The sequence below is a fragment of the Clostridia bacterium genome (assembly GCA_034926675.1).
Classification (GTDB): domain Bacteria; phylum Bacillota; class DTU025; order DTU025; family DTU025; genus JAYFQW01.
In genome coordinates this window covers 101,078-126,817 of sequence record JAYFQW010000042.1, presented here as the reverse complement: position 1 = coordinate 126,817, position 25,740 = coordinate 101,078, and the positions used below count along the sequence as shown (strand labels likewise).

Annotated in this window: 25 protein-coding genes and 1 riboswitch; of the genes, 15 read left to right on the top strand and 10 right to left on the bottom strand. The window is 59.9% G+C overall.

Translation table 11 applies throughout. The annotated features are described in order from the left end of the window. Window positions 1-253: 253 nt before the first annotated feature. Complete coding sequence (locus VB144_10670; protein MEA4884094.1) at window positions 254-1,006, top strand: LiaF-related protein; 753 nt, start codon at window positions 254-256, stop codon at window positions 1,004-1,006. A 151-nt stretch (window positions 1,007-1,157) separates the two neighbouring features. On the opposite strand, the gene VB144_10665 is transcribed toward VB144_10670, so the two are convergent. Beyond that, window positions 1,158-2,318, bottom strand: a complete 1,161-nt coding sequence (locus VB144_10665) for a M20 family metallopeptidase (GenBank protein MEA4884093.1) — start codon at window positions 2,316-2,318, stop codon at window positions 1,158-1,160. Window positions 2,319-2,479: 161 nt separating this feature from the next. Beyond that, window positions 2,480-2,598, top strand: a riboswitch (molybdenum cofactor riboswitch). A gap of 96 nt (window positions 2,599-2,694) precedes the next feature. On the opposite strand from VB144_10665, the gene VB144_10660 reads away from it, so the two are divergent. From VB144_10660 to VB144_10640, 5 genes are read left to right on the top strand one after another with little or no spacing between them, the layout of a single operon-like run. After that, entirely contained in the window at window positions 2,695-4,002 is a 1,308-nt protein-coding gene (locus VB144_10660) for a metallophosphoesterase (protein ID MEA4884092.1), read from the top strand. Window positions 4,003-4,029: 27 nt separating this feature from the next. After that, window positions 4,030-5,031, top strand: coding sequence for a hypothetical protein (locus VB144_10655; GenBank protein MEA4884091.1), 1,002 nt, complete (start codon window positions 4,030-4,032; stop codon window positions 5,029-5,031). Between the two features lie 59 nt (window positions 5,032-5,090). Next, window positions 5,091-6,161, top strand: a complete 1,071-nt coding sequence (locus VB144_10650; GenBank protein MEA4884090.1) for an ECF transporter S component — start codon at window positions 5,091-5,093, stop codon at window positions 6,159-6,161. 1 nt (window position 6,162) lies between these two features. Continuing rightward, complete coding sequence (locus VB144_10645) at window positions 6,163-7,674, top strand: ABC transporter ATP-binding protein (GenBank protein MEA4884089.1); 1,512 nt, start codon at window positions 6,163-6,165, stop codon at window positions 7,672-7,674. Beyond that, a complete protein-coding gene (locus tag VB144_10640) occupies window positions 7,643-8,362 on the top strand; it encodes an energy-coupling factor transporter transmembrane component T (protein MEA4884088.1) in 720 nt (239 codons plus the stop codon). Before VB144_10645 ends, VB144_10640 begins: the two co-directional genes overlap by 32 nt. Here VB144_10640 and VB144_10635 read toward each other — a convergent pair. Next, a complete protein-coding gene (locus VB144_10635) occupies window positions 8,331-9,587 on the bottom strand; it encodes an MFS transporter (GenBank protein MEA4884087.1) in 1,257 nt (418 codons plus the stop codon). The genes VB144_10640 and VB144_10635 overlap by 32 nt on opposite strands. A 651-nt stretch (window positions 9,588-10,238) precedes the next feature. Beyond that, entirely contained in the window at window positions 10,239-10,769 is a 531-nt protein-coding gene (locus VB144_10630; GenBank protein ID MEA4884086.1) for a nitroreductase family protein, read from the bottom strand. A 259-nt stretch (window positions 10,770-11,028) separates the two neighbouring features. On the opposite strand from VB144_10630, the gene VB144_10625 reads away from it, so the two are divergent. Next, window positions 11,029-11,805: a YjjG family noncanonical pyrimidine nucleotidase gene (locus tag VB144_10625; GenBank protein ID MEA4884085.1), complete on the top strand. Its 777-nt coding sequence runs from the start codon at window positions 11,029-11,031 to the stop codon at window positions 11,803-11,805. Here VB144_10625 and VB144_10620 read toward each other — a convergent pair. Beyond that, the gene (locus VB144_10620; protein ID MEA4884084.1) at window positions 11,752-12,744 is read right to left on the bottom strand and encodes an NADH:flavin oxidoreductase; all 993 of its coding nucleotides are present in this window, start codon (window positions 12,742-12,744) and stop codon (window positions 11,752-11,754) included. The two genes, VB144_10625 and VB144_10620, sit on opposite strands and share 54 nt — an antisense overlap. Before the next feature lie 346 nt (window positions 12,745-13,090). On the opposite strand from VB144_10620, the gene VB144_10615 reads away from it, so the two are divergent. The 3 genes from VB144_10615 (at window position 13,091) to VB144_10605 (ending at window position 15,420) form a co-directional block, all read left to right on the top strand. Next, a complete protein-coding gene (locus VB144_10615; protein ID MEA4884083.1) occupies window positions 13,091-13,537 on the top strand; it encodes a pyridoxamine 5'-phosphate oxidase family protein in 447 nt (148 codons plus the stop codon). A gap of 103 nt (window positions 13,538-13,640) precedes the next feature. Then, the gene (locus VB144_10610; GenBank protein ID MEA4884082.1) at window positions 13,641-14,885 is read left to right on the top strand and encodes an MFS transporter; all 1,245 of its coding nucleotides are present in this window, start codon (window positions 13,641-13,643) and stop codon (window positions 14,883-14,885) included. After that, window positions 14,878-15,420 (top strand): Chromate resistance protein ChrB, encoded by a 543-nt coding sequence (locus VB144_10605; protein ID MEA4884081.1) that lies wholly within the window; start codon window positions 14,878-14,880, stop codon window positions 15,418-15,420. Before VB144_10610 ends, VB144_10605 begins: the two co-directional genes overlap by 8 nt. On the opposite strand, the gene VB144_10600 is transcribed toward VB144_10605, so the two are convergent. The 6 genes from VB144_10600 to VB144_10575 form a co-directional block, all read right to left on the bottom strand. Continuing rightward, window positions 15,417-16,073, bottom strand: coding sequence for a GNAT family N-acetyltransferase (locus VB144_10600; protein ID MEA4884080.1), 657 nt, complete (start codon window positions 16,071-16,073; stop codon window positions 15,417-15,419). The genes VB144_10605 and VB144_10600 overlap by 4 nt on opposite strands. Window positions 16,074-16,120: 47 nt before the next feature. Continuing rightward, on the bottom strand, window positions 16,121-17,197 hold the full coding sequence (locus tag VB144_10595) for a glycosyl hydrolase family 18 protein (GenBank protein MEA4884079.1): 1,077 nt from the start codon (window positions 17,195-17,197) through the stop codon (window positions 16,121-16,123). Between the two features lie 93 nt (window positions 17,198-17,290). Continuing rightward, the gene (locus tag VB144_10590) at window positions 17,291-17,830 is read right to left on the bottom strand and encodes an ECF transporter S component (GenBank protein ID MEA4884078.1); all 540 of its coding nucleotides are present in this window, start codon (window positions 17,828-17,830) and stop codon (window positions 17,291-17,293) included. An 88-nt stretch (window positions 17,831-17,918) separates the two neighbouring features. Further along, window positions 17,919-18,659: a ZIP family metal transporter gene (locus VB144_10585; GenBank protein MEA4884077.1), complete on the bottom strand. Its 741-nt coding sequence runs from the start codon at window positions 18,657-18,659 to the stop codon at window positions 17,919-17,921. A gap of 19 nt (window positions 18,660-18,678) precedes the next feature. After that, window positions 18,679-19,068, bottom strand: a complete 390-nt coding sequence (locus tag VB144_10580; GenBank protein ID MEA4884076.1) for a metal-dependent transcriptional regulator — start codon at window positions 19,066-19,068, stop codon at window positions 18,679-18,681. Between the two features lie 1,117 nt (window positions 19,069-20,185). Beyond that, window positions 20,186-20,659: a hypothetical protein gene (locus tag VB144_10575; protein ID MEA4884075.1), complete on the bottom strand. Its 474-nt coding sequence runs from the start codon at window positions 20,657-20,659 to the stop codon at window positions 20,186-20,188. Window positions 20,660-20,831: 172 nt separating this feature from the next. Here VB144_10575 and VB144_10570 point away from each other — a divergent pair, with 172 nt between their 5' ends. The 5 genes from VB144_10570 to VB144_10550 all read left to right on the top strand — a co-directional run bounded on the left by VB144_10570 (window position 20,832) and on the right by VB144_10550 (window position 25,554). Beyond that, entirely contained in the window at window positions 20,832-21,614 is a 783-nt protein-coding gene (locus VB144_10570) for a type III pantothenate kinase (protein MEA4884074.1), read from the top strand. Window positions 21,615-21,618: 4 nt separating this feature from the next. Further along, complete coding sequence (hflX, locus tag VB144_10565; protein ID MEA4884073.1) at window positions 21,619-22,944, top strand: GTPase HflX; 1,326 nt, start codon at window positions 21,619-21,621, stop codon at window positions 22,942-22,944. Further along, window positions 22,922-23,920, top strand: coding sequence for a tRNA dihydrouridine synthase DusB (gene dusB / locus VB144_10560; protein ID MEA4884072.1), 999 nt, complete (start codon window positions 22,922-22,924; stop codon window positions 23,918-23,920). Before hflX ends, dusB begins: the two co-directional genes overlap by 23 nt. A gap of 144 nt (window positions 23,921-24,064) precedes the next feature. Beyond that, window positions 24,065-24,640, top strand: a complete 576-nt coding sequence (locus VB144_10555) for a transcriptional regulator (protein MEA4884071.1) — start codon at window positions 24,065-24,067, stop codon at window positions 24,638-24,640. Then, complete coding sequence (locus VB144_10550) at window positions 24,637-25,554, top strand: quinate 5-dehydrogenase (GenBank protein ID MEA4884070.1); 918 nt, start codon at window positions 24,637-24,639, stop codon at window positions 25,552-25,554. Before VB144_10555 ends, VB144_10550 begins: the two co-directional genes overlap by 4 nt. Window positions 25,555-25,740 lie beyond the last annotated feature (186 nt).

The following is a 25,740-nucleotide window of genomic DNA, read 5'->3' as shown; positions in this document are numbered from 1 at the left end:
CCCCTTGCTGTTCGTTTGCAGAGTAAACAGTGTCGTCTTCGACTTTATCCCGGCATTTCCTCCAGCGCAGTTCCGTTTGGGCCCCTTCGGAGGAATATGTAGTGTTGAGAAGAATGTACGTGAGGACGTTCGGACAGGGCAGGCTGTGGGCAGATGATATGGCGCGACCCAGAGACCTCGGTTCTCATCGCAGGCAGCGAACCATGAAAGGACGGTTGCGCGATCGCATTTTGATGCCAGGGAGGCGGTTTTGTTGACAGGATCGACGTTATCGAGGATCTTCGGCGGACTGATCGTGATTGCGGGGGGGCTTCTGCTTCTCAACAACTTCGGGATTACTGATGTGGACGTGTGGAGCATCATCGGCAGGTACTGGCCTCTGCTGATTGTGGCATGGGGCGTCGGCATTCTCCTTCGTCCCCGTTGCCAGCAGGAGGATGGAGGGGAGGGATCTGCTCTTCCCGACAGCCGGGTGGGCGGGTGGATAGCCGTCATCGTTGGCCTGTTGATACTCTCAGGGACTTCCGGGCAGACATTCATCGATCTTGCACGGCTGTGGGGCGCGTTCTGGGCACTCCTCATCATCCTTCTGGGATGGAGTCTCTTGAGATCAGCGCAATCACCAGTCTCGTCTGCTCCTGCCGGGCGCACGCACTGGATTGTCATGAGTGGGCTTGAGCAGAAGCAGTCAGGCTGGGAACTGCGGTCCGGCTCATACGTAGTGGTTATGGGCGGAGCTGATTTCGACCTCCGTGTGGCCAACATCCCTGAGGGTGAAACGTACCTCGACCTTACCGTGATGATGGGTGGAATTGAGATCATAGCGCCTCTGGACCTGCACGTGGAATGTGAGGGATCTGCACTCCTAGGTGGAGTGGGGGTGTTTGGGCAGTCCACAGGGGGAGTCATAGCCTCCAGGACGTTCTCGCACAAGGGTGCGGAGGGGAGCACAAAGACTCTGCGCATCAGGTGCCGGGCCATGATGGGAGCTGTGGAGGTCAAGTAGCAGGCGCTGAAAGCGGCCCAGTGCGGCTGCGCGCAGACCTGCAGGTCTGCATGCAGTCGCACTCCCGACGACTCGGCATAGCGCCCGCGAGTTGGCCGTGTGCGCCTGCTGTGCGCCTGCTGTGCGTGTGCGTGTGCGCGTGCGTGGCCGATCAGGCGAGCCACGACAGGACATCGACGGCTGCCTGCCGCCAAACGTTCGGACCCAGCGCTAGGGTCTCGTCGGCCACCAGGAACTTAGAGCTATGCAGTGGGTGCACTTCGCCGGAACGGTGGGCTGCTCCAAGCCACATGAGTACGCCCGGTGCATGCTGGGCGTAGTAGGCGAAATCCTCCCCCACCATGGAAGGTGTAGGGAGTTCGATCACGTCGGTCACGCCGGGGGCTTTTCTGCATGCGGCATCGAGGATTGAGGCCATCCCCGGTTCATTGACGACCTCCGGATAGCTGCGCACGTAGTTGAGATCCGCTTCCACCCCGCATGCGCCCTCGATTGCCGCGACTCGCGCACGCACAAGCTTCTCTATGAGGGTTCGAGTTCGCTCGGACAGCGTTCTCACAGACGCTGCAATCTCAGCGGAGTCTGCTACTATGTTGAATGTGGTTCCTGCGTTGAGTTTGCCAACACTCACGATCGCAGGCTCTAGGGGGTCCACTCTGCGAGCTACTATCTGCTGAAGGCCACACACGAATTCGCACGCAGCGGCCAGTGCGTCGATGGTTTTCTGAGGTGTCGCCGCATGCCCGCCGCGGCCTTTGAGGCTGAGGAAGAACCGATCCTGAGCAGCGGTGGCGTAGCCACGCTTCATTCCAACTTGCCCGGCTGTGAGCTCTGGAGTAACGTGCATCCCGATCACTGCATCCACATGGGGGTTCTCCATGACCCCTTCGGAGATCATTGGTTCGGCTCCGCCGGGGGCCTCCTCGGCTGGCTGGAAGATCAGCTTCACATTGCCACGGAGCGACGGAGCTTCGCGAGTGAGGAGCATCGCGCCGCCTAGCAGCATGGCCATGTGCGAATCATGGCCGCATGCATGCATCACCCCTGGGGTTTCGGATTTCCACTCCACTCCGGTTTCCTCTGCCACCGGAAGCGCATCCATATCCGAGCGCAGAGCGACTGTAGGGCCTGGCGCGCCCCCTTTGATGAGCGCGACCACACCTGTTTTCGCGACGCCAGTGGTGACCTGAAGCCCCATGCCCTGAAGGACCTCTGCCACGTAGCGGGATGTCTTCGTCTCGTTGTAGGCCGTTTCCGCGATCTTGTGAAGACCCTTTCGAATCTCGGCCACCATTGGTGCAATGTCTTCCATAGGATACACTCCTTGTATGATGCTGGACGAACCATTTGAGGGATTCTGCTGCGCCCCCTGAATCCCTTCTCTGGGTTGCCGGCGCCGTCTGGTCAAATTGTCTGCATCCTATCCCAACAGGTAGGAACGAGCGACTTGGCGTCGAATGATCTCCCAATACTGGTATGTAGCCTCTCCGAGTCCTCCGTCCTAAAGCGTTGGACATGGCGGACGGACCGATAGGGTGTGTCTGGAAACGGACGCGCCTCCCGTTGCGGAAAGGAGAGCATGGATCGCTGCCGCGATCGGGCCGGAGGCTGCCATTACGTTGTGGCGTCCGGCCCGATTTTGGTTGATGCCGCACTCGGCTGAACAAGGAGGTGGATTTTTGAAAGTCATGCTGAAATGCAGCGCTCGCACCGGGCGTGCGCGCCGGGGCATGCTCGCGATCATTGGCGCTGCTGCGCTGGCATGGGCCGCATTTGCTATGACCCTAGTGGGTCCTACTGCGGCGAGTCGTGCTGCGGCGGGCCCGGCGGTATTCACCTTTGCCGTGGTTGGTGATAGCCAGGGAAGGAACCAGGTGTGGGATGCGGCAGTGAATGCGATGAACTCCTCCCGTTCGGAACTGGTCCTACACTGCGGCGACATGACTGCTTTCGGAACGCGCGACCAGTATCAGGATTTCGTGGACCGCGCCAACCGACTTCGTATGCCCTGGTATCCAGTGCCGGGGAACCACGATGTCAGGACCTCCGGAACACTGTTCACTTTGATGACAGGCAAGAAGAGCTACTACTCGTTCATCGAGAAGGGCTACCGGTTCGTAGGGCTTGACGACTCCGCCGGTTTCATCGACTCCGCCCAGATGAACTGGCTCAGCAGCGAACTCCGCACGAAAGGGCGGAAGTTCGTGTTCATGCATATCCCGCTGTATGATCCAATTCCCGGCGGCGATCATTGCCTGTCCGACACTGCGCAGGCGGCCGAGCTTTCGCGGCTCTTCAGCGAGAACGAAGTGCTGGCGGTGTTCAGTGGCCATGTCCACATATACAACAGCAGGGAGTCCGGGGGAGTGCTCTACGTCACCACGGGAGGAGCTGGGGCATCGCTATACGCTCCACCGGATCAGGGAGGGTTCTATCACTACACGCTGGTCCAGGTAGACGGGGGCAAGGTGAGGGCTGAGGCGAAGAGGATCAACGTTGTTCTCGATGAACCCAGGGTGAGCGTGATTGGCAACGGCCGTAAGCGCGAGTTTGGCTTGGGGGAGCTTGCGGCGATGCAGTCGATCGAGGTGAACGCCGCGTTCCAGAACCAGTTTGGGAACCTTCGCGATGGTGCGGCCTACACGGGAGTGAATGTGGCCAAGCTGATCGAAGCCGTCGGCGGGATGAACCCCGGTCAGACTCTTCGGGTCACGTGCGATGACGGCTACGCGCAGGACTTCGCCTTCGAAAACGTGCATGTTCAGGGGAAATGGGCTGAGCTGCAGGGGCCCATGCTGCTCGCCTTCGAGAAGAACGGCGTGGCTCCGCCTGAGTGGATGGATGGGCCTCGCTTGGTCCTTGCTGCCCCAGACGGCGTGTATAGCAACGATGACTGTTCCCGCACATCAATGCCCGGACAGGGCTGGAACGTCTACAAGTCCGCGGGCGCCAGATGGGCGCGGCGCGTTGCGCGGATCGAGATCAAAGCCAAATAGCACTGTAGAATTCAGGGAGGTATGCAAATGCGCAAAAACCGTCTGTCACTGCTGCTCATCGTGGCCCTGACCGTTGCCATCGCGGTGTCCATTCAACCAGCAGCGCTCTCGGCTGCCAACGTCTCACCTGTGCAGGTCATCTCGGGTGAGAAGACTGTCACACTCACCCAGGCTGATCTGGAGAAGATGAATGCCATCACCGCGCAGGTTTGCTTCTTGCGGACCACCGGCAAGATCGAAGGCCCAGCAGCATACAAAGGCGTTCTGGTGACTGATCTCCTTGCGCTTGTGGGCGGCATAGATCCTGGGCAGGCCATAAAGGTTACGGCCAGAGATGGGTATGCCCTTACCTACAGCCACGCGCAGGTTGACGGGGGACTTCTGACTTACGACAACTCTGGCAAGGCGCTTCGAGTTGGCGGTGTGGTCATGCTTCTCGCATATGAATCAGATCGCGATGGCAAGGACAAGCTGCCGCGACTTGGATTTGTGGGTGAGGACGCGAAGCAGGTTGCGATAACCGACGGGCACTTCTGGACGAAGGGGGTTGCGAAGATCGAGGTGGTTCCTGGTGTCGACGACTGGGAAGTCAGACTCGACGGAATAGAGAAGACTGCCTTCGACCGGGCGACGTTCGAGTCGAGTGTCATGTGCCCCAACACACCGCATCCTGGCGTTTCATGGGAGACTACGGACAAGGAAGGCAACAAGATCGTGTACGAGGGAATGCCCCTTTGGGTCATGATCTCAATGATGGACGGCGGCGATTCCCCAGACGGCCACTACGCGTTCAACGACGAGCTCGCGGCAAAGGGCTACAAGGTTAGGATCGTGTCCAAGGACGGGTTCAGCGCGGAGCTCGACTCGAAGTTGATCGCGCGGAACAACGACGTCTTCCTCGCTATCTGCAAGAATGGCGCTCCGCTTACCGAGAAGGAGGCGCCGCTGGTCCTTGCAGGCAGTGCCCTCCCATCCAAGAAGTACATGGTGAAGCAGATCGTGTCGATACAGCTGATCGAGCTGCAATAGCAGGTTGATGCTGGGCGGGCGCCAGCTTGGCGTCCGCCCTGGCGGGAAGGAGTCCGCAAGTGAACTGCGCCCGGCCAAGTCCGCATCGGAGTACGAGCCGAGAGTATTACTTCAGTACCCGTGATCTTGTTCTCATCGCGGTAGCGAGCGCCGCCGGAGGTGTTCTTAGCACCTACGTGGGATACCTTGGCAACCTCATGAATAGGGCGTTCGCGGTTCCGTTCGGCGCGGGGCAATGGATGGCTGGGCTGCATGTGTTCTGGTTCGTTCTGGCCCGAGCGATTGTGGGCCGGACGGGCGCTGGCGCTCTCACAGGTGTTCTCAAGGGCCTGGTGGAGATGTTCAGCGGGAGTACGCACGGACTGCCGATACTGCTGGTATCGGCTGTGGAGGGCGCCCTCGTGGATCTGGTTCTTCTTCCGTTTCCGCGGCCGTCTCTTGGGGCTCTGTGCCTGGCAGGGGCGGTCTCGTCTGCGTCCAACGTCGTGGTGTTCCAGACGATGTACTTCTCAGGTGTGTCCTTTGGGTACGTGGGCCTCATGATCCTGTTCGCCGCTGCTTCAGGGGCGGCATTCGGCGGCTTCTTCACAAGAGGTGTGCTGGATGTTGTGGCCGGGGCCAACCTTCTCAGGGTGGCGGGAGGAGAGAAGGCCCGGAGCAGAAACGGTGAGCGGAACCCGGCCCGAATGGTCATCGCCATCGCCATGGCTCTGCTCCTCGCGTCCGGAGCGGTCTACTATTACGCCTGCGTGTTCCGGCCTTTCTGGAATGGACCTGTTTGCGCTGTTGAAGGCAATGTAGAGAAGCCGTACGAGTTCCGACCGCCGGATTTCGAGGACGTTTGGGCCACCGTGAGGGCGGAGCTGGTGGGGCAGGTGACCTACAGGCCGCCAGCTGACTATGAAGGCGTGCCGCTGGCGGCCATTGTGGAGCGTGCGCATCCCTTGCCCTCGGCCGCGAAGGTCCGGATCATGGCGTCTGACGGGTACGAGGCGGAGTATCTGCTTGATGATCTTCTTGAACAGGAGGACGTGATCCTCAGTGTCGACGGCGACACTCTCAGCGTCGTGGCGCCAGGATACGAGGGAGCATACTGGGTGCGAATGGTCACGAGGATTTCGATTGAGTAGTATGGTAAAGGCTTCTCATTTTGGTGTATCTTACCCCGGGGCCGTTTCGCGTGCGCTGAACCGGATCAGCATCGAGATTCAGCGGGGAGAGAGCGCCGTCGTCACAGGACCTAGTGGGTGCGGCAAATCCACCCTGGCCCTGGCCATCACCGGGTTCATCCCCCACGCCGTCTACGCGGACATGGAGGGCGACCTGATCGTTGGCGGCATGAACCCGTGCAGCGCCAGTGTGTATGATGTCGCGCAGTGGGTGGGGCTGGTCCAGCAGGATCCGGAGGGTCAGTTCTGCACCGCGCGAGTGGAAGATGAAGTTGCGTTCGGACCGGAGAACCTCAGGTGCAGTCCGGAAGAGGTGCAGGGTAGGGTCGCCTGGGCCCTGGACGCCTCGGGCGCTGGCCACCTCCGGGGAAGGCTCCTTGCTGAACTCTCAGGCGGAGAGAAACAGCGCATCGCAATCGCCGCGGTTCTTGCCATGCGGCCAAGGCTTCTCATCCTCGACGAGCCCACTGCCAACCTCGATCCACGAGCTACTGGAAATCTCCTTAGGCTTCTGAGGAAACTCCAAGGCGACTCAGGGCTATCCATGATGATCCTGGAACACAAGCCATCCCGATTCCTCGGGGTTTCGCAGCGCATGATCAGGCTGGAGGACGGGGTTGTGGTGTTCGACGGACCGCCGGGAACGGACGACGGTGCGCCGAGAGGGGGCGGCGCGCTGGGAAGGGACGGCGGGCCGGGAGAGGGCGGCGCGCTGGGAAGGAACGGGGCGCCGAGAGAGGGCGGTGCAGTGCTTCTCAGCGTCAGCGGGATCTCGCAGCGGTACGGCAGCACGGCCGTTCTCCACGAAGTGGACCTCCAGGTGCGCAGAGGCGAGATCGTCGGCATCATGGGAGACAACGGCAGCGGCAAGACAACGCTGCTCCTGACTATGATGGGCCTGTTGAAGCCGACTGCCGGAAGAATACGCCTCAATGGTCAGGACATCACGTCCATGCCCGTGTCTGCCCGCGCGAAGCACATCGGCATGGTATTCCAGAACCCGAACCACCAGCTGTTCGCTGACCGGGTATGGCGCGAGACGATCATCTCCCCCGTGAGCCAGGGGATATCCGAGGCAGACTGCCGCCCTAGCGCCGAAGCACTGCTCGACAGGTTTGGCCTCGCGGGGTTTCGTGATCGGCACCCGCTTACGCTCAGCTTCGGGCAGAAACGTCGCCTAAACTTGGCTGCTGCTATGATCAGCGATCCGGACCTGCTTCTGCTGGATGAGCCGTTTGTGGGGCAAGACAGTGCTAGGGCGTGCGACCTGATACGGCTCCTGGCTGACCTGGCCGCTTCCGGAAAGGGCATTGTCCTTGTTGGTCACGACCCAGACGCTATGGCCGCGTGCTGCCACCGCCTGGTGTTCATGGAGCGCGGGCGAGCGAGTGTTGACGCTCCGGTTCGCGATGCCCTGAAGGAGCTGCAAAGGAGGGGCGAGGATGACTATGTCCCCCTGTCTTGGCAGGGTTAATCCCGTCGCCAAGTTTGTTGGGCTGATATGTATATGCACCATTGCTCTTCAGGCCAGGAATCCTGTGCAGGCAGCGTCCATATTCGGGTTTGTGCTGGCGGGGCATGTCGCGGCGGGAGCGGGTCTGGGTTCTCTGTGGCGCCGACTCCGTGGGATACTGATCTTCGGAATCGCCGTATTCGCGAGCCAGATGCTCTTCGGCAGAGGCTTGTCGTGGGCCGAACGTGCGGCCAGTGGGGGAGTGATGGCCCTGCGGTTTCTGAACATCATCTTCTCAAGCCACCTGTTCGTCAGCACTACCACGGCTGAGGATTTCGCGTACGCGTTGATGCAGGCAGGCCTGCCATACAGGTACGGATTCACCCTTCTCACCGCCATGCGGTTCGTTCCATACTTCCGGCTGCAGGCCAACACCGTGACCCAGGCCCAAATGGCGCGGGGGATAGCCGTAGACCGACCGACTCCCCGCGGGATCTGCAACATGGCACGTTTTACGATCATGCCGGTGATAGTCACTGCTCTGAGCAAGGTCGACGGCCTTGCCATCTCCATGGAGGGCCGCTGCTTCGGGCTGTATCCTTCAAGGACCTTCGTCAGGCGTGTGCCGTTCCGATGGAGCGACGCCGTGCTCATTGCAGTATCGCTGGCTACGACGGCTACTGCTCTGATGACGATGACGAAACGGTAGCGGCGTCGCCATTGTCCTGCGTCACGAACGGCCCCGCGAGCTTGATCCAGGCGAATGGGACGACGGCCAGGACTGCGACGATGGGCAGGGTGAACGGCGCCGCCGGGCCGTACTTGGTCCACAGGAGTGCGCCGATGTATGGCGCCGGCAACGAGACCAGGCCCAGGCTCGTTGAGAACAGCCCGTGCGCTGTCCCTCTGAGCTTCTTGGGCACTGCCTTGGATATAAGGGCGCTGTGCGCAGGCCCTACAAGCGCATTTGACACCCCCATGAGCAGCCACGCGAGAGCGAAATGCGTGAATGACTTTCCCACCAGAAACACGCACATGGAGGCGGCCTCTATCAACGACCCGATTACGATTCCAACTCGTTCGCCAGCCCTGTCTGATACCCACCCTCCCAGAGCTATGAGCGCCATTGTGGCCGTGGAGGCAACCGACGAAAGCCAGCCTATCTGCATATTCGAGAGCCCTATCGTGTTCTTCAGGTAAATGGGCTTCAGATCACCAGCCAATCCGAAGGCAACATCCAGAACGCCGTCGGAGATCATTATCCATGTTACGACTCCGCCAGCTAGCAGCAGTGAAGCCATGGCGGAGATACTGACCTTGAACCCAGAGAGAGTGGGGCGTTCCAGCGGGCTTCCAGAATCCCGCCGAGCGTTCCTGGCCATCCGGATTCTGACCACGCTCGCCGTAGTGTAGAGAGCACCTGCCACTGCATACATGGCCTTGAACCCGTACCTCTGGGATATGAACCCTCCCAGAGGCGGGCCTACCACGCCTACGATCATGAATAGGCCGTCTGCGAGGCCGTAGACGCGCCCCAGCGCGCCTTCAGGAGCCCTCTCCGCAATGAACGCCCGAAAGCTCGGCGAAACGAATGAGCTGGCCATGGAGTTGGCGGCGGCTGCCAGGAGCAGCCACTGCCATGACGGCGAGGCGATGTATATGACGTAGGAGGCCATTCCAGCGAGGCTTCCGACCGCCACTGCCTCAAGCCTGCCGATGGAATCGGAGATCCAGCCGCCTAGGATCTGAAATGCTAGGGGGGCTATGGATGCCAGCGTGAAGAACAACCCGATCTGCCCGACGCCAGCGCCGAGTGTTTGGAGGTAGACGGAGAGGAGCGGGCCCTGCATGCGCGATGCTATGTTTGCAAGGATCATAGTAGCCAGAAAGAGGGACAACTCAGGAGTGAACAGCCGTGTGCGATTGGACCTCAATAGAAGAGCCTCCGTGTTCCGCGCCGTAATGCAGCGCTACAGGAGGATTCGTTCCCGGAAGCGTATTCCCTGCCCGGCGAGTCCTGCGACCGCTATCCATGGTCCCTGGCCTTGATGAATTCTTCGCCCCTGGGTTCAATATCGTGTGCTCTCAGCACGAATCTGCATGGCTCGGCGCCCCACGTGGAGTGAGCAGTACGGATTTCGTACTGGAAGCGCCGATGGCCTGTACGGATTTCGTACTGCGCTGAAGGCGGAATGGGCGTGCGACCTTCGGAAACGGAGTTCAGCAGCCAAAAACAGTGCCTAGCGCCATGAATCAGGGCGCAAATAGGCACAATATGGGGGAAAGACGCTCTCTCGGACTGGATTGGCGGTGGATTGGGCCTGGAGGCGTACGGAATCCGTACAGCTTCCGCGGAGATCCGTACGGATTTCGTACAACACGCACAGAACCGGCAATCTGAAGGACGTCCCGACCTCGCGAAGAGTAGCCCCCGAGTAGCCCGCGAGTAGCCCCCGAGTAGCCCGCGAGTAGCCCGCGAGTGGCCCGCGAGTGGCCCGCGCGTGGTTCGCGAGTAGCCAGCAAGCATCCTGCTGCCAGCCATGGCATCACAGCATGCTCAGGATTGCCCCTATCTATCTCCCGATCTACCTCACACTCGCGGAACCACTGGAATCCTGCGTCTTCGGTGATCTGCACGAACTCGGCATTTCGGCTGCACATCTCATTGGCGGCGCAGTGCAGACCGAAGCAACGTTGAGCCATGTTGATGTGGCCTGTCTCTTCCACCAGGACCAAGCAGGCCTCGGCATATTCCTCGCCGTACACTTGGCGGCACGCGCGCGCGCGAGCTTCTCGATGCGTTCCCCGGTGGCATCGAAGGTGCGTCCGCCGTACTTATCATCGAACGAGTGGATGAGTCGGGCGTCGCTTGGGTCCTGATACGCCTCGTCGTGCACGATCATGCCCTGATCCAGTTTCTCCCTGGGAGTGGACCGCCCCTTCGGGTAGCCGACGGCCACGAGGACTACGGGGAAGACTCCCCGAGGAAGCTTCAGTAGCTCTCTCAGTTCCCGTAGACACTCAAGAACGGCGCCGATGTACACTGATCCCAATCCCATTGCATCTGCTGCAGTACACACGGACTGGGCCGCGACTATTGTGTCCTGAAAGGAAATCTAGAAATGCCGGAATGAGTTGTTCGCTGAGAACGGCGCCGCTTCCAGCGCAGCCCATCGCTCCAGTCGATGCCAGTCGATGCAGAATGCCAGGTTGACTGGCTCTCTCGCATAGGAGCCTCATGGTCTCGTTGGGGAAGGATGATCCCATGTGTGAGCACCTCCAGGGAGGATAATCGTTGCTCGCGGAGAATCAGGCCTGACACGACAGTCTGCCGCCGGGGCGCGGACTGCGAGTGATGTGGACGGGGGATCGCACTTGGCTAAGTACGAGCTGATACTATTCGACGCAGATGGTACTCTGTTCGATTACGAAAGGGCGGAGGCGGGCGCTATAGAAAGCGCGCTGCGCCGCTTCGGGTTGGATTACAGCGAATCCTGGCTGGCCAGATACAGGGAGATCAACGACCTCCTCTGGAGAGAGCTAGAGGAGGGCAAGACAACATCGGCTGAGCTGAGAGTTGAAAGGTTCAGGAGACTTCTGTCTGGGCCGCCCTGCTCTAGCGGCGAATCGTTGGGACCGGGTGAAGGCGATGCCGGTGCGATGGATTTGGAGGAGCTGAGCCGGACCTACCTTACCCTTCTCAGCAAAGGATCACATCTGATGGATGGGGCCCTGGACATCTGTCGGCTGCTCGCGGCGAGATGCCGGTTGGCGATTCTCACCAATGGAATACGGGAGGTCCAGATGCCTAGGTTCGAGGCATCCTCACTGAAACCCTACATTGAGCGGGTCATCATTTCCGAGGACACAGGGTTCAACAAGCCGCACCGGGGCATATTCGAATACGCCCTCAAAGCCATGGGGCACAGCGACAAGGCGACCGTCATGATGGTTGGCGACTCGCTGAACTCCGATATCCGCGGGGGCATCGACTTCGGCATCACTGCTTGCTGGTTCAATCCGAAGGGCATTCCGTGCGATTCGGAGATCAGCCCGGACTACGAGATCCGCAGGCTGTCCGAACTAGAGGCCATACTCTCAAACAGTCAGGGCCCTTTTCGCCCTAATCGGCCAGTCGGGATCGGCGAGTAGTGCTCTGCCGATGCCCACGAGGTCGGCCTTTCCCTCTCGGATCAGCGAGTCTGCGAAGCTCGGCGTAGTGATGCCGCCTGTTGCCATCACAGGCACGTTCACTACGCCTTTCACTTCCTGTGAGAGGGGCGCGAAGTAGCCTTCTCCAAGGGACTTATCTCTGCCGGAACCAGCTAGCCCTCCTGAGATATCGATGACGTCTATCCCTGCCTTGATGAGTCGGGGCGCCGCGAACTTCGCATCTTCGGCCGTAAGCCCGCCAGGCACTCCGTCGCTGGCGCCGAGCCTGTAGAAGAGGACCATATCCGGCCCCACGGCGCGTCGCGCGGCCTCTACAACCTCAAGGGGCAGGCGCAGCCGCCTTTCGGGGCTTCCACCATACTCATCGGTTCTCACATTGGTGATCGGGGAGAGAAACTGATTCAGTAGATAACCGTGGGCGCCATGGAGTTCCACCGCGTCGAATCCGGCCGCCTTAGCCCTGGCAGCCGCGCTCGCGAATGCTGCGATGATCTCGTGGATAGCGGCCACGTCTAGCTCCACTGGTGTGTCCTTCCCTGGCGCCAGGGGAATTGGCGAGGGCCCAACCGGAGGCTGGCCGATGACCTCGGCGCTAGCGGCGGAACCTGCGTGGGTGATCTGGATACACACAGGAACCCCGAGCGCGTGAGCGGCCTTCACGATGGAGGCCATTGGAGCGATATGCTCATCCGACCAGATGCCTACCTGCTTTGCGGTCCTGCGTCCGGATTTTGTCACATAGGAATGCTCCACGATGATCAGACCAACTCCGCCTCTAGCACAACGCTGGTAGTAATCGATAGTGCTCTCGGTCGGGAACCCATCAGTAGTGCTCGTTTCACTTGCCATAGGAGGCATGACGATGCGGTTCCGGAGCGACATGCCCTTAACCGCAAGAGTGGAAAACAGGTTTGCCATTCAGCACCCTCCAAATTGCGCTGAGGATCGCCCACTTGTACAAACATATGTACGCGACATCCCCAACTGGCTCGACATCAAAGGACTTCCCGTCGATGGCACGTCTTTCGACATGCCTGCCCATACTCCTCCAGCACCGAGTCGCGCTCGCGCGCGACGGACCGAAGCCCCTTCACTCAGAGCACTTCACTCAGAGCACTTCGCTCAGAACACTTCGTTGGCAACGCTTCACCAAGGGATTTCGGTGAGGACATTTCGCTATTTCGCTGAGAACACTTGATTGTTTCCGCATTCAAAGGCATGCTGGAATGGTGGTGATCATGTCTGCAGCTGAGGGGGTCACGCCGTGAGACGAAAAGATAGAGAGATATCAGCAGAGGAGGCAGTGCGCTTCCTGACCGAGGCGAGAGATGGGGTGCTGGCCATGATCGGCCGTGATGGTGAACCGTACGCAATTCCCGTGAACCACGTTTTCCATGATGGCTGCATCGTGATACATTGTGCAACCGCTGGCGAGAAGATCGAGAACCTGCAGAAGGACAGTCGCGTGTGCTACACTGCCTATCATGCGTCCGCTGACCCTTCGGCGCCCCTGACAACCAAGTATAGAAGCGTGGTGGCATTCGGTCGTGCGGAACTGATCGATGACTGTGTTGTCAAACGGGAGCTCCTCGTCGGCCTCACCGAGGCTCTTGCCCCTGGCGCCGAGTTCACCTGCAGCGAGGAGGATGTGCGCCACACAGGGGTGATCCGGATCAGCATCGACAGACTCACTGGGAAGGCGAATCTGTGAGGCCACCGTCTTACATTCCGTCTTCGTGGCAGTGACTTGACCCGATGTAACATATGTTATATTGTAGTGTATGTTACATTCAGGATAACGGAGGCCTCATCGTATGTCAATGAAGACTGCGCCGGTTGACGATGCGTGTCCCCAGAGGCGCATCCTTGGGATGAGCCAGAACGTGTTTGTGCTCGGCCTGATCAGCTTCTTCGCCGATATGGGCGGAGAGGCCATTAGCAGGTCTTTGCCTCTATTCCTCTCCAGCACTCTCGGGGTGAAGACCTCAATCATCGGCCTGATAGAGGGCATTGCGGACACCACGGCCACGGTCCTCAAGATCTTCTCCGGTTGGATATCCGACCGACTCGGCAAGAGGAAGCCGATCGTTCTGTGGGGCTACTGCATGTCGGGGCTATCGAGGCCCCTGTACTTCTTTGCAGCTTCCTGGCCATTTGTGTTGGCGCTGCGTTTCACCGACCGGGCTGGGAAGGGAATACGAAACTCGGCCAGAGATGCGCTGCTTGCGGATTCATCCGACCCTGAGCATCAGGGGCGCGCGTTCGGCTGGGCGAGGGCGATGGACCCCCTAGGAGCGGTGGTGGGTCTCCTGATCGCTGCAATCGCTGTTACGTATGCTAATCGAGGGGCTATGGCGATGACAAGGGGCGCCTTCCAGAGCATCGTTCTTGCAGCAGTAGTGCCTTCCATTCTCATGGTAGCGCTGCTCGCGCTGTTCGTCCGCGATGTGCCTACATCGAAGCAGGCGGGGAGCGCACCGAGTCTCTCTCTCACTGGGTTCGATTCGCAGTTCAGGTCGCTGCTCCTTATCACCGTGGTTTTCACGCTGGGCAATTCCACTGACGCCTTCCTCGTGCTGCGCGCTCGGGACCTAGGACTAGACGTGGTGCAGGTTCTGGCGCTGCTCGCGCTGTTCAGCGTTGTCGCATCACTCACTGCTTACCCCGCGGGCGTCGTATCCGACAGACTGGGGCGCCGTGGCGTGATCATCGCGGGATGGACGGTTTACGGCCTCATCTACCTAGGTTTTGCTTTCGCGCAATCCGCGTGGCACGTGTGGGTCCTGTACAGTCTGTATGGCGCATACTACGGTCTGACTGAAGGCGCGGCGAAGGCGCTTGTCGCCGATGTGGTTCCGAGTGCGAAGAGAGGTACGGCCTATGGGCTCTACAATGCGGCCATCGGCATCAGCGCTCTGCCAGCGAGCGTAATTGCAGGTGCGTTGTGGCAGAGGTTCGGGGCCCCAGCCCCGTTCATCTTCGGGGCCGTTCTGGCCCTTGCCGCCACACTCATGCTTCTAGTGATGATTAAGCCAGGGAAGGGTGAGCAGGTTGGATAGCAGGTGGTTAGGCATCAGTTACCGTGTCCCTTCTGAGCCCTCGCGTAAGCGTGTCTATGTATGGCGCAAGGTGAAGGAGATGGGGGCGGTCTATCTTCAGCAGGCAGTGGGAGTTGTCCCATTTACCGATGCGCTTCTGGCTCAGCTTGAGACTCTCCGCGACGAGGTCGGCGGCATGGGCGGCGAGGCGGCGATCGCGTTTCTGACCTTCATCCATCCAGAGGACGAGGAGAGGCTTCGCGCCGATTCCCGCGCGCTGCGCGATGAGGAATATAGCGAGCTGACAGAGAAGTGCGAGGGACTCGTCGACGAACTTGAGCGGGAGACTGCGTCAGGGAAGTTCACATTCGCAGAGGTGGAAGAAAGCGAGGAGGAACTCGCCAAGATTCAACGGTGGATGAAGAAGATCTCGTCGCGGGACTACTTTGACGCTCCCGGACGAGCGGACGCGGAGCGTGCTTACGCAGCGGCTGAGGAACGGCTCTCGCTGTTCAGTGATGAGGTGTTCCGCCGTGAAGGCCTAGGACAAGCCTAGATGCACGGGCCCGGGCTCGTCGGTTGTGGTTGGAGATGTGCTGCCATCACCGTCCATTCCCCCTGGCTATCCCGGGACGTACCCACTTCCTTGAAGCCAAGACTCAGGTAGATTCTCTTTGCGGGCTGGTTGTTCGGCCGCACCTCGAGTTTCACGGTGCTCACCCCCTGTGACCTCAGGAGGTCAAGACCATGCCGAACTAGCTCGCGCCCGATTCCACGGCCCTGTACCGATGGGTGCACGGCCACAGACAGGATCTGGGCATGTCCATGTGCCAGCTGCTCCCTGGATGAGCGTGCGAACAGGACCTTGTTCCATAGGATGGCCAGCACGCGGTTGGCAGAGATGCCGTACTGGCCAGTGAGCCAGTTGAAGGCCCATACGAGCGGGCGCCCGGATAGAAACGCCTTCACCCAGACCGATGTCATGGTCCTGGGAACGACGATATATCCGAGCACCGTTCCGCTGGTTTCATCTTCGTACACAAGAAAACTGCCTCGTTCCGCCCACGCGAGGAATGAGTAGATGTCGAGGAATCCTCTGCTCGGAACCGGCCTGTCGCCGTAGTAGTGACTTATAGACTCAGGAAAAGCCGCGATGAAGATATCTGCTACTCGCGAGACATCCTTCGGGCGCACTGCTCGTACTCCCATGAGTACCGCCTCGTTTCGTCACGCGCTGATCCTGTCGCTTGGGCGCGCTACGCCCACGTGCGTGCCTCGCATACTGCATGTATGATCTCCATTGGGACGGATCCAAGCCTCCATATGGCTATCTTCCTCACCCCCAGCGATTCAAGGAGTTGCATCTTCATGGAGAGAGAGTCGAGATCTTCATACCATACCTGGTGGGTCACGCCTGAAGCATCCTCATAATGGAACCGCGGTGTTCCGGAAGTTTGATCCCTGTCGATTTGCGCAGATGTCTCGGTTGCAGTCTGCTGAGCCGCCTCAGAAGTGATGTAAGCGGTATCGCCCTTTGGAGACCAGTCCAGTCCGTAGATGCCCAGGGTTACAACGAGCCTGGCTGGGCCCACTTCCGCTATGGCTGAGCTCACAGTCTGTTTGAGCCACGGAAGGGGGGCCAGCGGTCCCTCCGAGTGCGATGCCCCTTTCTCGTAGCCTTCCATTATCATCAGATCTGTGCACTCGGCCGTCCGTTTCAGATCGAACGGCTTCTCGCACCAGTTGGAAGGTATGCTTACCGATGTGGTGTAATACGGGCTCAGCTGGCTGAACCTGGCCCGTATCTCGCACAGAAGCTCTGCTGCGCCATCCCAGTGGGCCGCCTCAATCTCCTGGAAGTCAAGATGGACCCCGTCGAACGCATTGGATACGGCAACACTGACCGCAGATGCCGCAAGGCGCGAACGGGAGTCGCCCTCAAGAAGTGCGGAATCGGCTGCCTTGCGCGAGTATGCCGCCTCCGATTGGTTTGACAGCCCTACTAGCACCCTGGTCATACGTGTGCGGAGAACCTGAATGCGGCTGTCGACTGGCCCAACCTGAACTGAACCATCTGGCTGCACGCGCATGAAGGTGTATACTACCTCATTGAACGGCTCTGGCGCTTTCAGGGCATCGGCGATCCCCTCACTAGACGCATAATCTGGTATGAACCCGATGAGCCTGTGACTCCTTGGGATGTGCAGCACCTGCCCAGGGTAGACCAGGTATGGGGGCTCTATCGCGTTCGCCATGGCAATCGCCCGGTAGTTCTGCTTGAACTTCTGGCCGACAAGCCAGAGTGTGTCTCCGTTCTGAACAGTGTAGTGCATGAAGGCCGCCTCCCCAGATCGAACATGACTATAGGCGTTACAGCCTATGCTTCCGGCACCCGGAATGTTCCAGGGGATGGCCTACGGACTCGGTTATCGTCGCCGGTTGGTCGGGTTCCCTCCTAATCCGGAAATGGCGCCTGTTCTTGCAAGGGCCTCATACAAGATGATTGCGGCGACTCCGCCACTGAGTGCAGTCACCAGCTGAAGGCCTTGCATGGCCTGGGCAGCCTTGGGAGGAAGCTGGACGAGGAAGCGCACTGTGCCCGCGAGGATCAGGAACTTCACCACAGATGCGATGACCGCGCCCACTGCTCGAGCGACGATGGATCTGTGGGATCCAAGCATATCGGCGAATCCGAACACTACACACAACGCCGCGTTGGATAGGGCTATTGCAGGCGCCATCGGCGCCATCACGGGCTTGATGATGCCTACCCACAGCGCCATCAAGGGTGTTATGAGCCCTGTGATCACGCCGCCCCACATGCCAATGAGCATCACGCCTAGGAATAGGAACATGTTGACTACGGGTCCGGTGATCATCTGCTGCATGCCGAGGGATTGGAAGGCGATGGTAAGGGCAATTAGCACCGCGGTTCTCGTGATCTTGCGTACATTCGAGTTCTCCAAGTTTACCACTCCTCTGCCGTAAGTGAGCGGCCGACTACGGTCGCGTGATCTATGCGATGTCGGATTGGATCAGAGGGCATGTCAGGCGTCAGGACGCGTACACTAGTAGCATTCCCGCTAGCACCCCAAGGACGATCCCGAAGGTTCCTGAGTGCCCGACTGCGAATTCCTGCGCATCCGGTATCAGCTCGTCGGCTGTGATGAACACCATGGCGCCGCCGGCGAACCCGAGGCACGAGGCGAGGACGGCGGGGGACACTCCGCCTATCGCTACGCCGATGAGCGCGCCGACAGCCATGGGCAGCCCAGCCACTCCGCCCCACATGGCGATCCGTGCCGGTCGGAGCCTTGCTGCGCACATCGGCGCGGCCATGGCCATCCCCTCCGGAATGTTGTGAAGAGCGATGGTCAAAGCTACAGAGAAGCCGAGCGACGATCCGTGGGCGTAGCTCGCCCCTATAGCGAGGCCCTCAGGCAGATTGTGCATCGCGATCCCTATTCCCGTGAGCAGAGATGCCCTGAGGTAGCGCGAGTTTTCACAGTCCCCAGAGATGGCGTGAAAGTGCGGTGTTAGCAGGTCCACCATTGCGGTGGCCCCGATGCCAAGGACGAACCCGGCGATCGCAAACAGCAGTCCGCCGATTTCGATCGACTCCGGCACCAGATCGAGGAACACGACGGAGAGCATGACCCCTCCAGCCAGGCCCATCAGCACTGACAGGACGCGTCTGCTCGGCGCCCCTACCATTGCCGTCGCTGTTGAGCCCGCCCCTGTGCCTACTACCCCTGCTGCGAGGCCCATCAATGTGACATACGCGATGGCGTGCATTTTTGCTCCTCCCGTCCTGTCACGGCAACCTGTGTTTTCCCATGAACTCGAGCAGTCTGTCCATGGTCTGCTGGCTTACCGCGTGCTCTATTCTGCATGCGTCCTCCTCAGCAATGGATTCGTCGACGCCGAGGATAGAGACGAGGAACCATTTGATGACGCTGTGACGCCCGCGGACGGTCGATGCCTGCCCTAAACCTTCCTCTATGAGGTAAAGCGGGCCGTACTTCTCCTGCGCAATCAGCCCGTGGTTTTCGAGAACACCCATCGCCTGGTTCACGCTGGCCCTCGATACTCCCGGACGGGTTGCCGCATCCGTGACTCTCGCCCGTCCTTCGAGCTGCAGAAGGTCGAACACATCCTCGAGATAATCCTCGAGGGAGGGTGTTATCTTGGAATCAGGCGCCAACTAGATTACCCCAATTGTGTAAGGTGAACCTAACTTCACTCTTCTGCAATTCTACGCCAGGCGTCCGAGGGTGTCAAGGACCCAGCGACCGACCCAGCGACCGACCCAGCGACCGACGGCCCGACTGCTCCTGCGACGACCTGCGTTACGCGACGTCCGCCTGCGACGACCTGCCGCGGCCTCTTGCCGCTTCATGGCCCTCTGGAGCAGCAGCGGCGATTGTCTCGTCGCTTTCTCATGTATTGGTGCTCACGGCCCTGGTATCATCCGCGGTAAGCTACTTCGCTCGTCGATAGATGTGGGCATCTAGATACGAACGCTGATGGCCATCCAGTTCCTCGCGGAGGCCGATATCGGGCACATACCAACCGGAGCTGGCCTGATGGCTATGGGCGCCGTACCGCTGGCGCTGGGGCAGAACGACTCGGCGATGCAGTTCCGCCCATCGCGCCGCGGCCCAAGCAGGGCGTCGCCTGGCCCCGGCAAGTGCATCGGATCTGGCTGCGATGCTAGACCCTCGAATTCCCGTTAAAATGAAGACGACACGCACCCTACGTAATTGTGGTGTTCGTGGCGCCGCCTACCGCTTTATGCGCTTGTGCTCGTTCGGGCGAGCAGTTGTGGGCAGGGGCGCCGGGATTCTCATTTTTGAGTGAAGCGACGGGTGCAGATTCTCATCCGTGAGGGTTTTCCGACGGTTCACACTCAGAAATGAGAAACTCCGACCATTCCCAGGGCGCGCGCCATCGAGGCGCGACTGAGGGCCGCCAGCGGATCGCCAGTGCAAGAACGCCCGTGGCGGGCACGACGCACGTAGCTGGACATGAAGGAAAGGCGGCGCCGCCGCGCCGCCTACCGCTTATGCGCTTGTGCTCGTTCGGGCGAGCAGTCGCGGGCAACAGCGCCGGGATTCTCATTCTTGAGTGAAGCGACGGGTGCAGATTCTCATCCGTGAGGGTTTTCCGACGGTTCACGCTCAGAAATGAGAAACTCCGAGCATTCCCAGGGCGCGCGCCATCGAGGCGCTGTGTGCCCGGAGACACGAGCCGCACAACCCGTGCGGTGATTTTGACCCGCTGGGTGGTCCGGGTTGATCCAAGGGGTGGTCAGTACCTGTTCATCGAAGAGCGGAAGCTGAATCGCGATTGTCCACCCAGTGCTCCCCGCCCGTCCCGACCTCCCGCATCGCACAGAAACTGGGGCTGAAGCAGGGAAAATCGAGACTCAAGACAGCTCGGAACGCCCCAAGACACGCCCCCACGCCCAGGGGTGGTCGGTTCTTGTCCAGCGAAGCGGTAAGGCTGAAGACAAAGTGGCCAGGGGTTGGATCAAAACTGTCTAGCCCCCACCCCAGCGCCCACCCGGGTTTCCCGGAGACGGCCAGTACGCCAATCGGCCTCGCGCCAGTCAGTCGCCAGCCAGGCAGCCCGACCCCTGCCTCGCGCCAGTCAGTCGCCAGCCAGGCAGCCTGACCCCTGCCTGTCGCCGGCCTGCTCACCTGCCGGTTCGCCAGCCTGCCTATCACCTGGCATCCGTCGGGCCGTCGGCGGGGCCAGATCCGCGCCCCAACCGTGCCCCGTCCACGTGTCATCAAGGGGCCAGATCCGCGCCCCAACCGTGCCCCGTCCACGTGTCATCAATGCGTAATCCACACACGATCGATGCGTCACGTACGCGTCATCTACGCATCCCCATCGCCCCAGGGCACTGGCGTGTGGTGCACCCGCCGCCGTATGGTATAATCGCGCTGGGAGGGTGGTCTCATGATTCTCGCCATTGATGTGGGCAATACCAACACCGTTCTGGGTGTGTATGAAGGCCAGGAGTTGCTGGCAGATTTCAGGATCTCTACCGATAGGAATAAGACCGCCGATGAATATGGGATACTCATCCTGCAGCTGCTGGATTACAGTAAGCTGGACCGAACTGCCGTGAGCGGGGTGATCGTCTCGTCTGTCGTGCCTCCCATCGTACCGACCTTTGAGAAGATGTCGAGGCACTACTTTGCCTGTGAACCCATTATGGTTGGTCCGGGAGTACGGACTGGCATCTGCATCAGGTATGAGAACCCCAAAGAGGTCGGAGCCGACAGGATCGTGAACGCAGTGGCGGCGTACGAAACCTACGGCGGCCCGGTTATCATCGTGGATTTCGGCACTGCCACCACCTTCTGCGCAATCACAGCGACAGGCGACTACCTTGGAGGCGCCATTGCCCCCGGCGTGATGATCTCAAGCGAAGCCCTCTTCTCGAGGGCCGCGCGTCTCCCGCGTATTGAGCTTACGAAACCACAGTCGGTAATCGGCAAGAACACCGTGGCGAGTATGCAATCGGGGATCATATTCGGGTTTGTGGGGCAGGTTGATGAGATAGTCCGCCGCATGAAGCCAGAGCTCGGAGGGCACCCGAAGGTTGTGGCCACAGGCGGACTCGCCGAGCTGATCGCCGCGGAATCTCGGGAGATCGATGAGGTGAACCCATTTCTTACGCTTATCGGGCTGCGCATCATCTATCAGCGAAACCAGCCCAACTTTCACGTGGGGTGATTGATTGAACACAGAATACAGCCTTGGAGAACCTGGCGATCATGGTGGTGAGGACGGCAGAGAGAGGGCCATTCTTGTTGGGCTTGACGCCGCGGCTCTATCTGGATGGGACGTGGATGAGTCCATGGATGAGCTTGAGCGCCTGCTGGAGACGGCCGGCGGGCGTGTGGTCGCCCGAGTCACTCAGCGGAAGCAGAAACCGGACCCAGGCTACTACATCGGCGTCGGAAAGGCGAAGGAGATCGAGGCTCTGTGCTCTGCCACAGGTGCGGATCTTGTCGTCGTCGATGATGAGCTTACGCCAGCTCAGCAGAGAAACCTTGAGGAGACCGCCAAGGTGCGGGTAATCGACAGAACCCAGCTCATTCTCGACATTTTCGCCCAGCGTGCGGCGACGTCCGAAGGTAAGCTCCAGGTTGAACTGGCCCAGCTTCAGTACGCGCTGCCCAGGCTCACAGGGCACGGCGTCGAGCTCTCTCGGCTCGGAGGCGGGATTGGCACTCGCGGGCCAGGTGAAACTAAGCTCGAGGTGGACCGGAGGACAACGAGATCTCGGATCGCCGCCGTTAAGCGAGAGATCGACGATGTGAGGCAGCGCAGGGGAGTGCAGCGGCAGAGGCGGCGTGATGCAGAGCTGCCGGTTGTGGCTCTGATAGGCTACACCAACGCAGGCAAATCGAGCCTGTTGAATGCCTTGACAGGCTCAGACGTTCTGGTGGAGGACAAGCTGTTCGCGACGCTCGACCCCACGACTCGCCGATACACAATGCCTTCCGGCCAGGCGGTGCTGCTCACCGATACCGTGGGATTCATACAGAAACTGCCGCACCACCTCATCGTAGCGTTCAGGGCTACCCTTGAGGAAGTGGTAGAGGCAGATCTGCTTCTCCACGTTGTGGATGCAGGGCACCCAAAGGCCGTCGAGCACTGCTCCGCTGTGTTTGGCGTTCTAGACGAGATCGGGGCTGCGGACCATCCGGTGATAACTGTACTTAATAAGTGCGATCTGCCGGAATCAGCGCCCACGATTGATCGGCTCCGTCACTCGTATCCAGTATCGGTGGCCGTATCAGCACACACTGGGGAGGGCGCTTCTCAGCTTGCCCAGATGATATCCGATGAGTTGTCGGGCAGGTGGATCAGAATCGACACCGTCCTTTCGTACAATGATCCTATGATGGCCCTGATCAAGCGCAAGGGGCGGGTCATCTCCGAGGAGTTCCGCGAGGATGGAGTGGCCCTGGTGGCAGAGGTGGACCGCGCTGTGGCGGGGCAACTCCGGAAGATGAAATCGAATGGGGCAAAGAATGTCAAGCCTGTGCCTGAATAGACCTTTCAGCGTACGTGATGTGATAATCGCAAACCCACTGGTCCTTGCCCCTATGGCAGGAGTATGCGATGGCCCATTCCGCCTGCTATGCAAGGAGCAAGGGTGCGCGCTTGTGTACACCGAGATGATCAGTGCGATGGCCTTGACCCACGACAACCGCAGGACTCATCAGATGATGAGGATCTCTGATGAGGAGCGCCCGGTGTCGATTCAGGTTTTCGGGCCGGACCCCGCTGTGCTGGCTGATGCCGCGCGTGCTGCAGAGAAGGCAGGGGCCGACATAATCGACATCAACATGGGATGCCCAGTCCCAAAAGTGGTGCGCAACTCCGAAGGTTCAGCCTTGATGCGGGATCCGGAACGGGCATGGGCGATTGTCCGGGCAGTGTGCGGGGCTGCAAAGGTTCCCGTCACAGTCAAGATCCGCAAGGGTTGGGATGAATCCAGCGTCAACGCAGCTGAGTTCGCAAAGGGGTGCGCCGGAGCGGGCGCATCTGCAGTGGCAGTCCACGGTAGGACGAAAGCGCAGGGATACAGCGGCAAGGCCGACTGGTCGATCATTGCTCGGGTAGTGGAGGCCGTGGATGTCCCAGTGATCGGAAATGGGGACATCAGGGGTCCCGAGGATGTGGCGCGCATGATGGCGGAGACCGGGTGCGCCGGCGTCATGATAGGCAGGGCGGCGCTGGGGAACCCGTGGATCTTTGAGGAATGTCTTCATTACCTCCGCACAGGTGAACTGCTTCCGGGGCCGACTCCCAGCGAGCGAATTGCTATGGCCGCGAGGCATCTGGCCGACTCGGCCCGGCACAGCGGCGAGAGGACAGCCACATCCGAGATGCGGAAGCATCTGGCCTGGTATATCAGGGGCCTGCGTGGGGCAACGCGGGTGCGCGACCAGATCAACACCGCCCCTGATCTGGAGGCCCTGCGCGGAATCCTGGCGGAGTATCGGGAGAGCATGGCGCCTCGGTGAACAGGCATCCAGCTGAATGATGGCAGTTTGCATCCTGCAGCGAGAGTAGCGGGTGGGGCCGAGCGGTCGTGAGTGACCGCCGACCGCCAGCCCGCTCTTGTTTTGGAGGTTGACGTCTGCTAGAATCTAGTTGTGCACATATGTGTGAACACAGACACACGCGGAATCCCGGGGGTGATCACCACGACGCTCATAAGGATTGGAGATAGAGTGATCGATCGCGACAAGATCGATCGTACCCTGGAACGCCTGTTTGAGCTGCGACAGAATGGGGCATCCCAGGCTGAGGCTGCTGCAGCCGTGGGCATAGATAGGCCTTTCGTATCTCGGATCGAGAGCCTCGGCGAGGTGCGGAAGGGGCGCCGCGTGGCCCTAGTGGGCTTCCCAGTGGGGAACAAGGACGAGATCGAGGTCATCGCGAGAACAGCTGGTGTGGACTTCGTCTGGCTCATGAACGACACAGAAAGATGGGCGTACGTAAGGGAGCGATCTGGCATCGAGCTCCTGAACGACGTAGTAGTGGCGATATCCGGGTTTCAGCAGTACGACCGGATTGTGTTTCTTGGATCCGACATGAGGGTGAGGCTCATGGAGGCGATCCTAGGCAACAAGGTCACCTCCGTGGTTATCGGGCATTCCCCGATCAGAGAAGACGTACACGTGGAACCAGAGCAGATAACGGCCATAATCGGGGCCGTGCGGGAGGGCGCGAAAAAGTGAAACACATCGTCAGTGTGAGCATAGGCTCGTCCGACCGGAACCACAAGGCCACCATAAACGTGCTAGGTGAGGACGTTCTCCTTGAGCGGATCGGTACCGATGGCAATATAGAGCGCGCGGTGGAACTCATACGGGAGCTTGACGGCAAGGTCGATGCATTTGGCATGGGAGGAATCGACCTATATATGGCCGGCGCAGGCAAGAAGTTCGTTTTCAAGGATGCCAGGCACATAGCAGCGGCCGCCCAGAAGACTCCCCTTGTGGACGGTACAGGCCTCAAGAGCAGCCTGGAATATCGAGTCGTGAAGCGCGTGGCTGAGGTGGAGAAGTTGCCCATCGCGGGGAAGAACGTGTTCGTGGTGTGCGCGATCGATAGAATAGGAATGGGAATCGCCTTCGAGGAGCTCGGCTGCAAGGTCACGTACGGCGATCTGATGTTCGCAGTGGGAATCCCCATCCCTCTGCACTCGGTGAGATCCCTTTACCGGCTCGCGCCCATAGTGATGCCGATAATCACGCAGATCCCGTTCAAATGGCTGTATCCTACCGGGAAGGAGCAGAGCGGTTCCGCTGGTCCGAGGAAGTACCAGAAGTACTACGACAGGGCCGACGTGATAGCCGGAGATTTCCACTACATTCGAAAATACCTTCCCGATCGCATCGACGGGAAGACAGTCATTACCAACACGGTCACGTCGAAAGATGTGGACGAGCTTGGCAGGCGCGGTGCGAGTGTCCTCGTGACCACTACCCCTGAGATGCAAGGGCGATCTTTCGGAACAAACGTAATCGAAGCCCTGCTCGTCACGATGATCAACAAGCCTGTATCGGAGATTGCCGAGAAGGACTATTTCGATATGCTTGATAAGCTCGATATACGGCCCAGAGTGGTACGATACGGCGAAAGCCGCTAGAACGCCGGTAGTACGTCGCTAGACGCCGGTAGTACGTCGCTAGAACGCCGGTAGAATGTCGCCAGAACGACGGTTCTCTCAGATGTGCACCTGGCAGAAGGAGCTTGCCACGCCTTCTGCCATTATTGCCTCGCGTCGTCGCCTCATAGCGGGCGTAACACATGACGCCGCGGGCGCTGCGGCGCG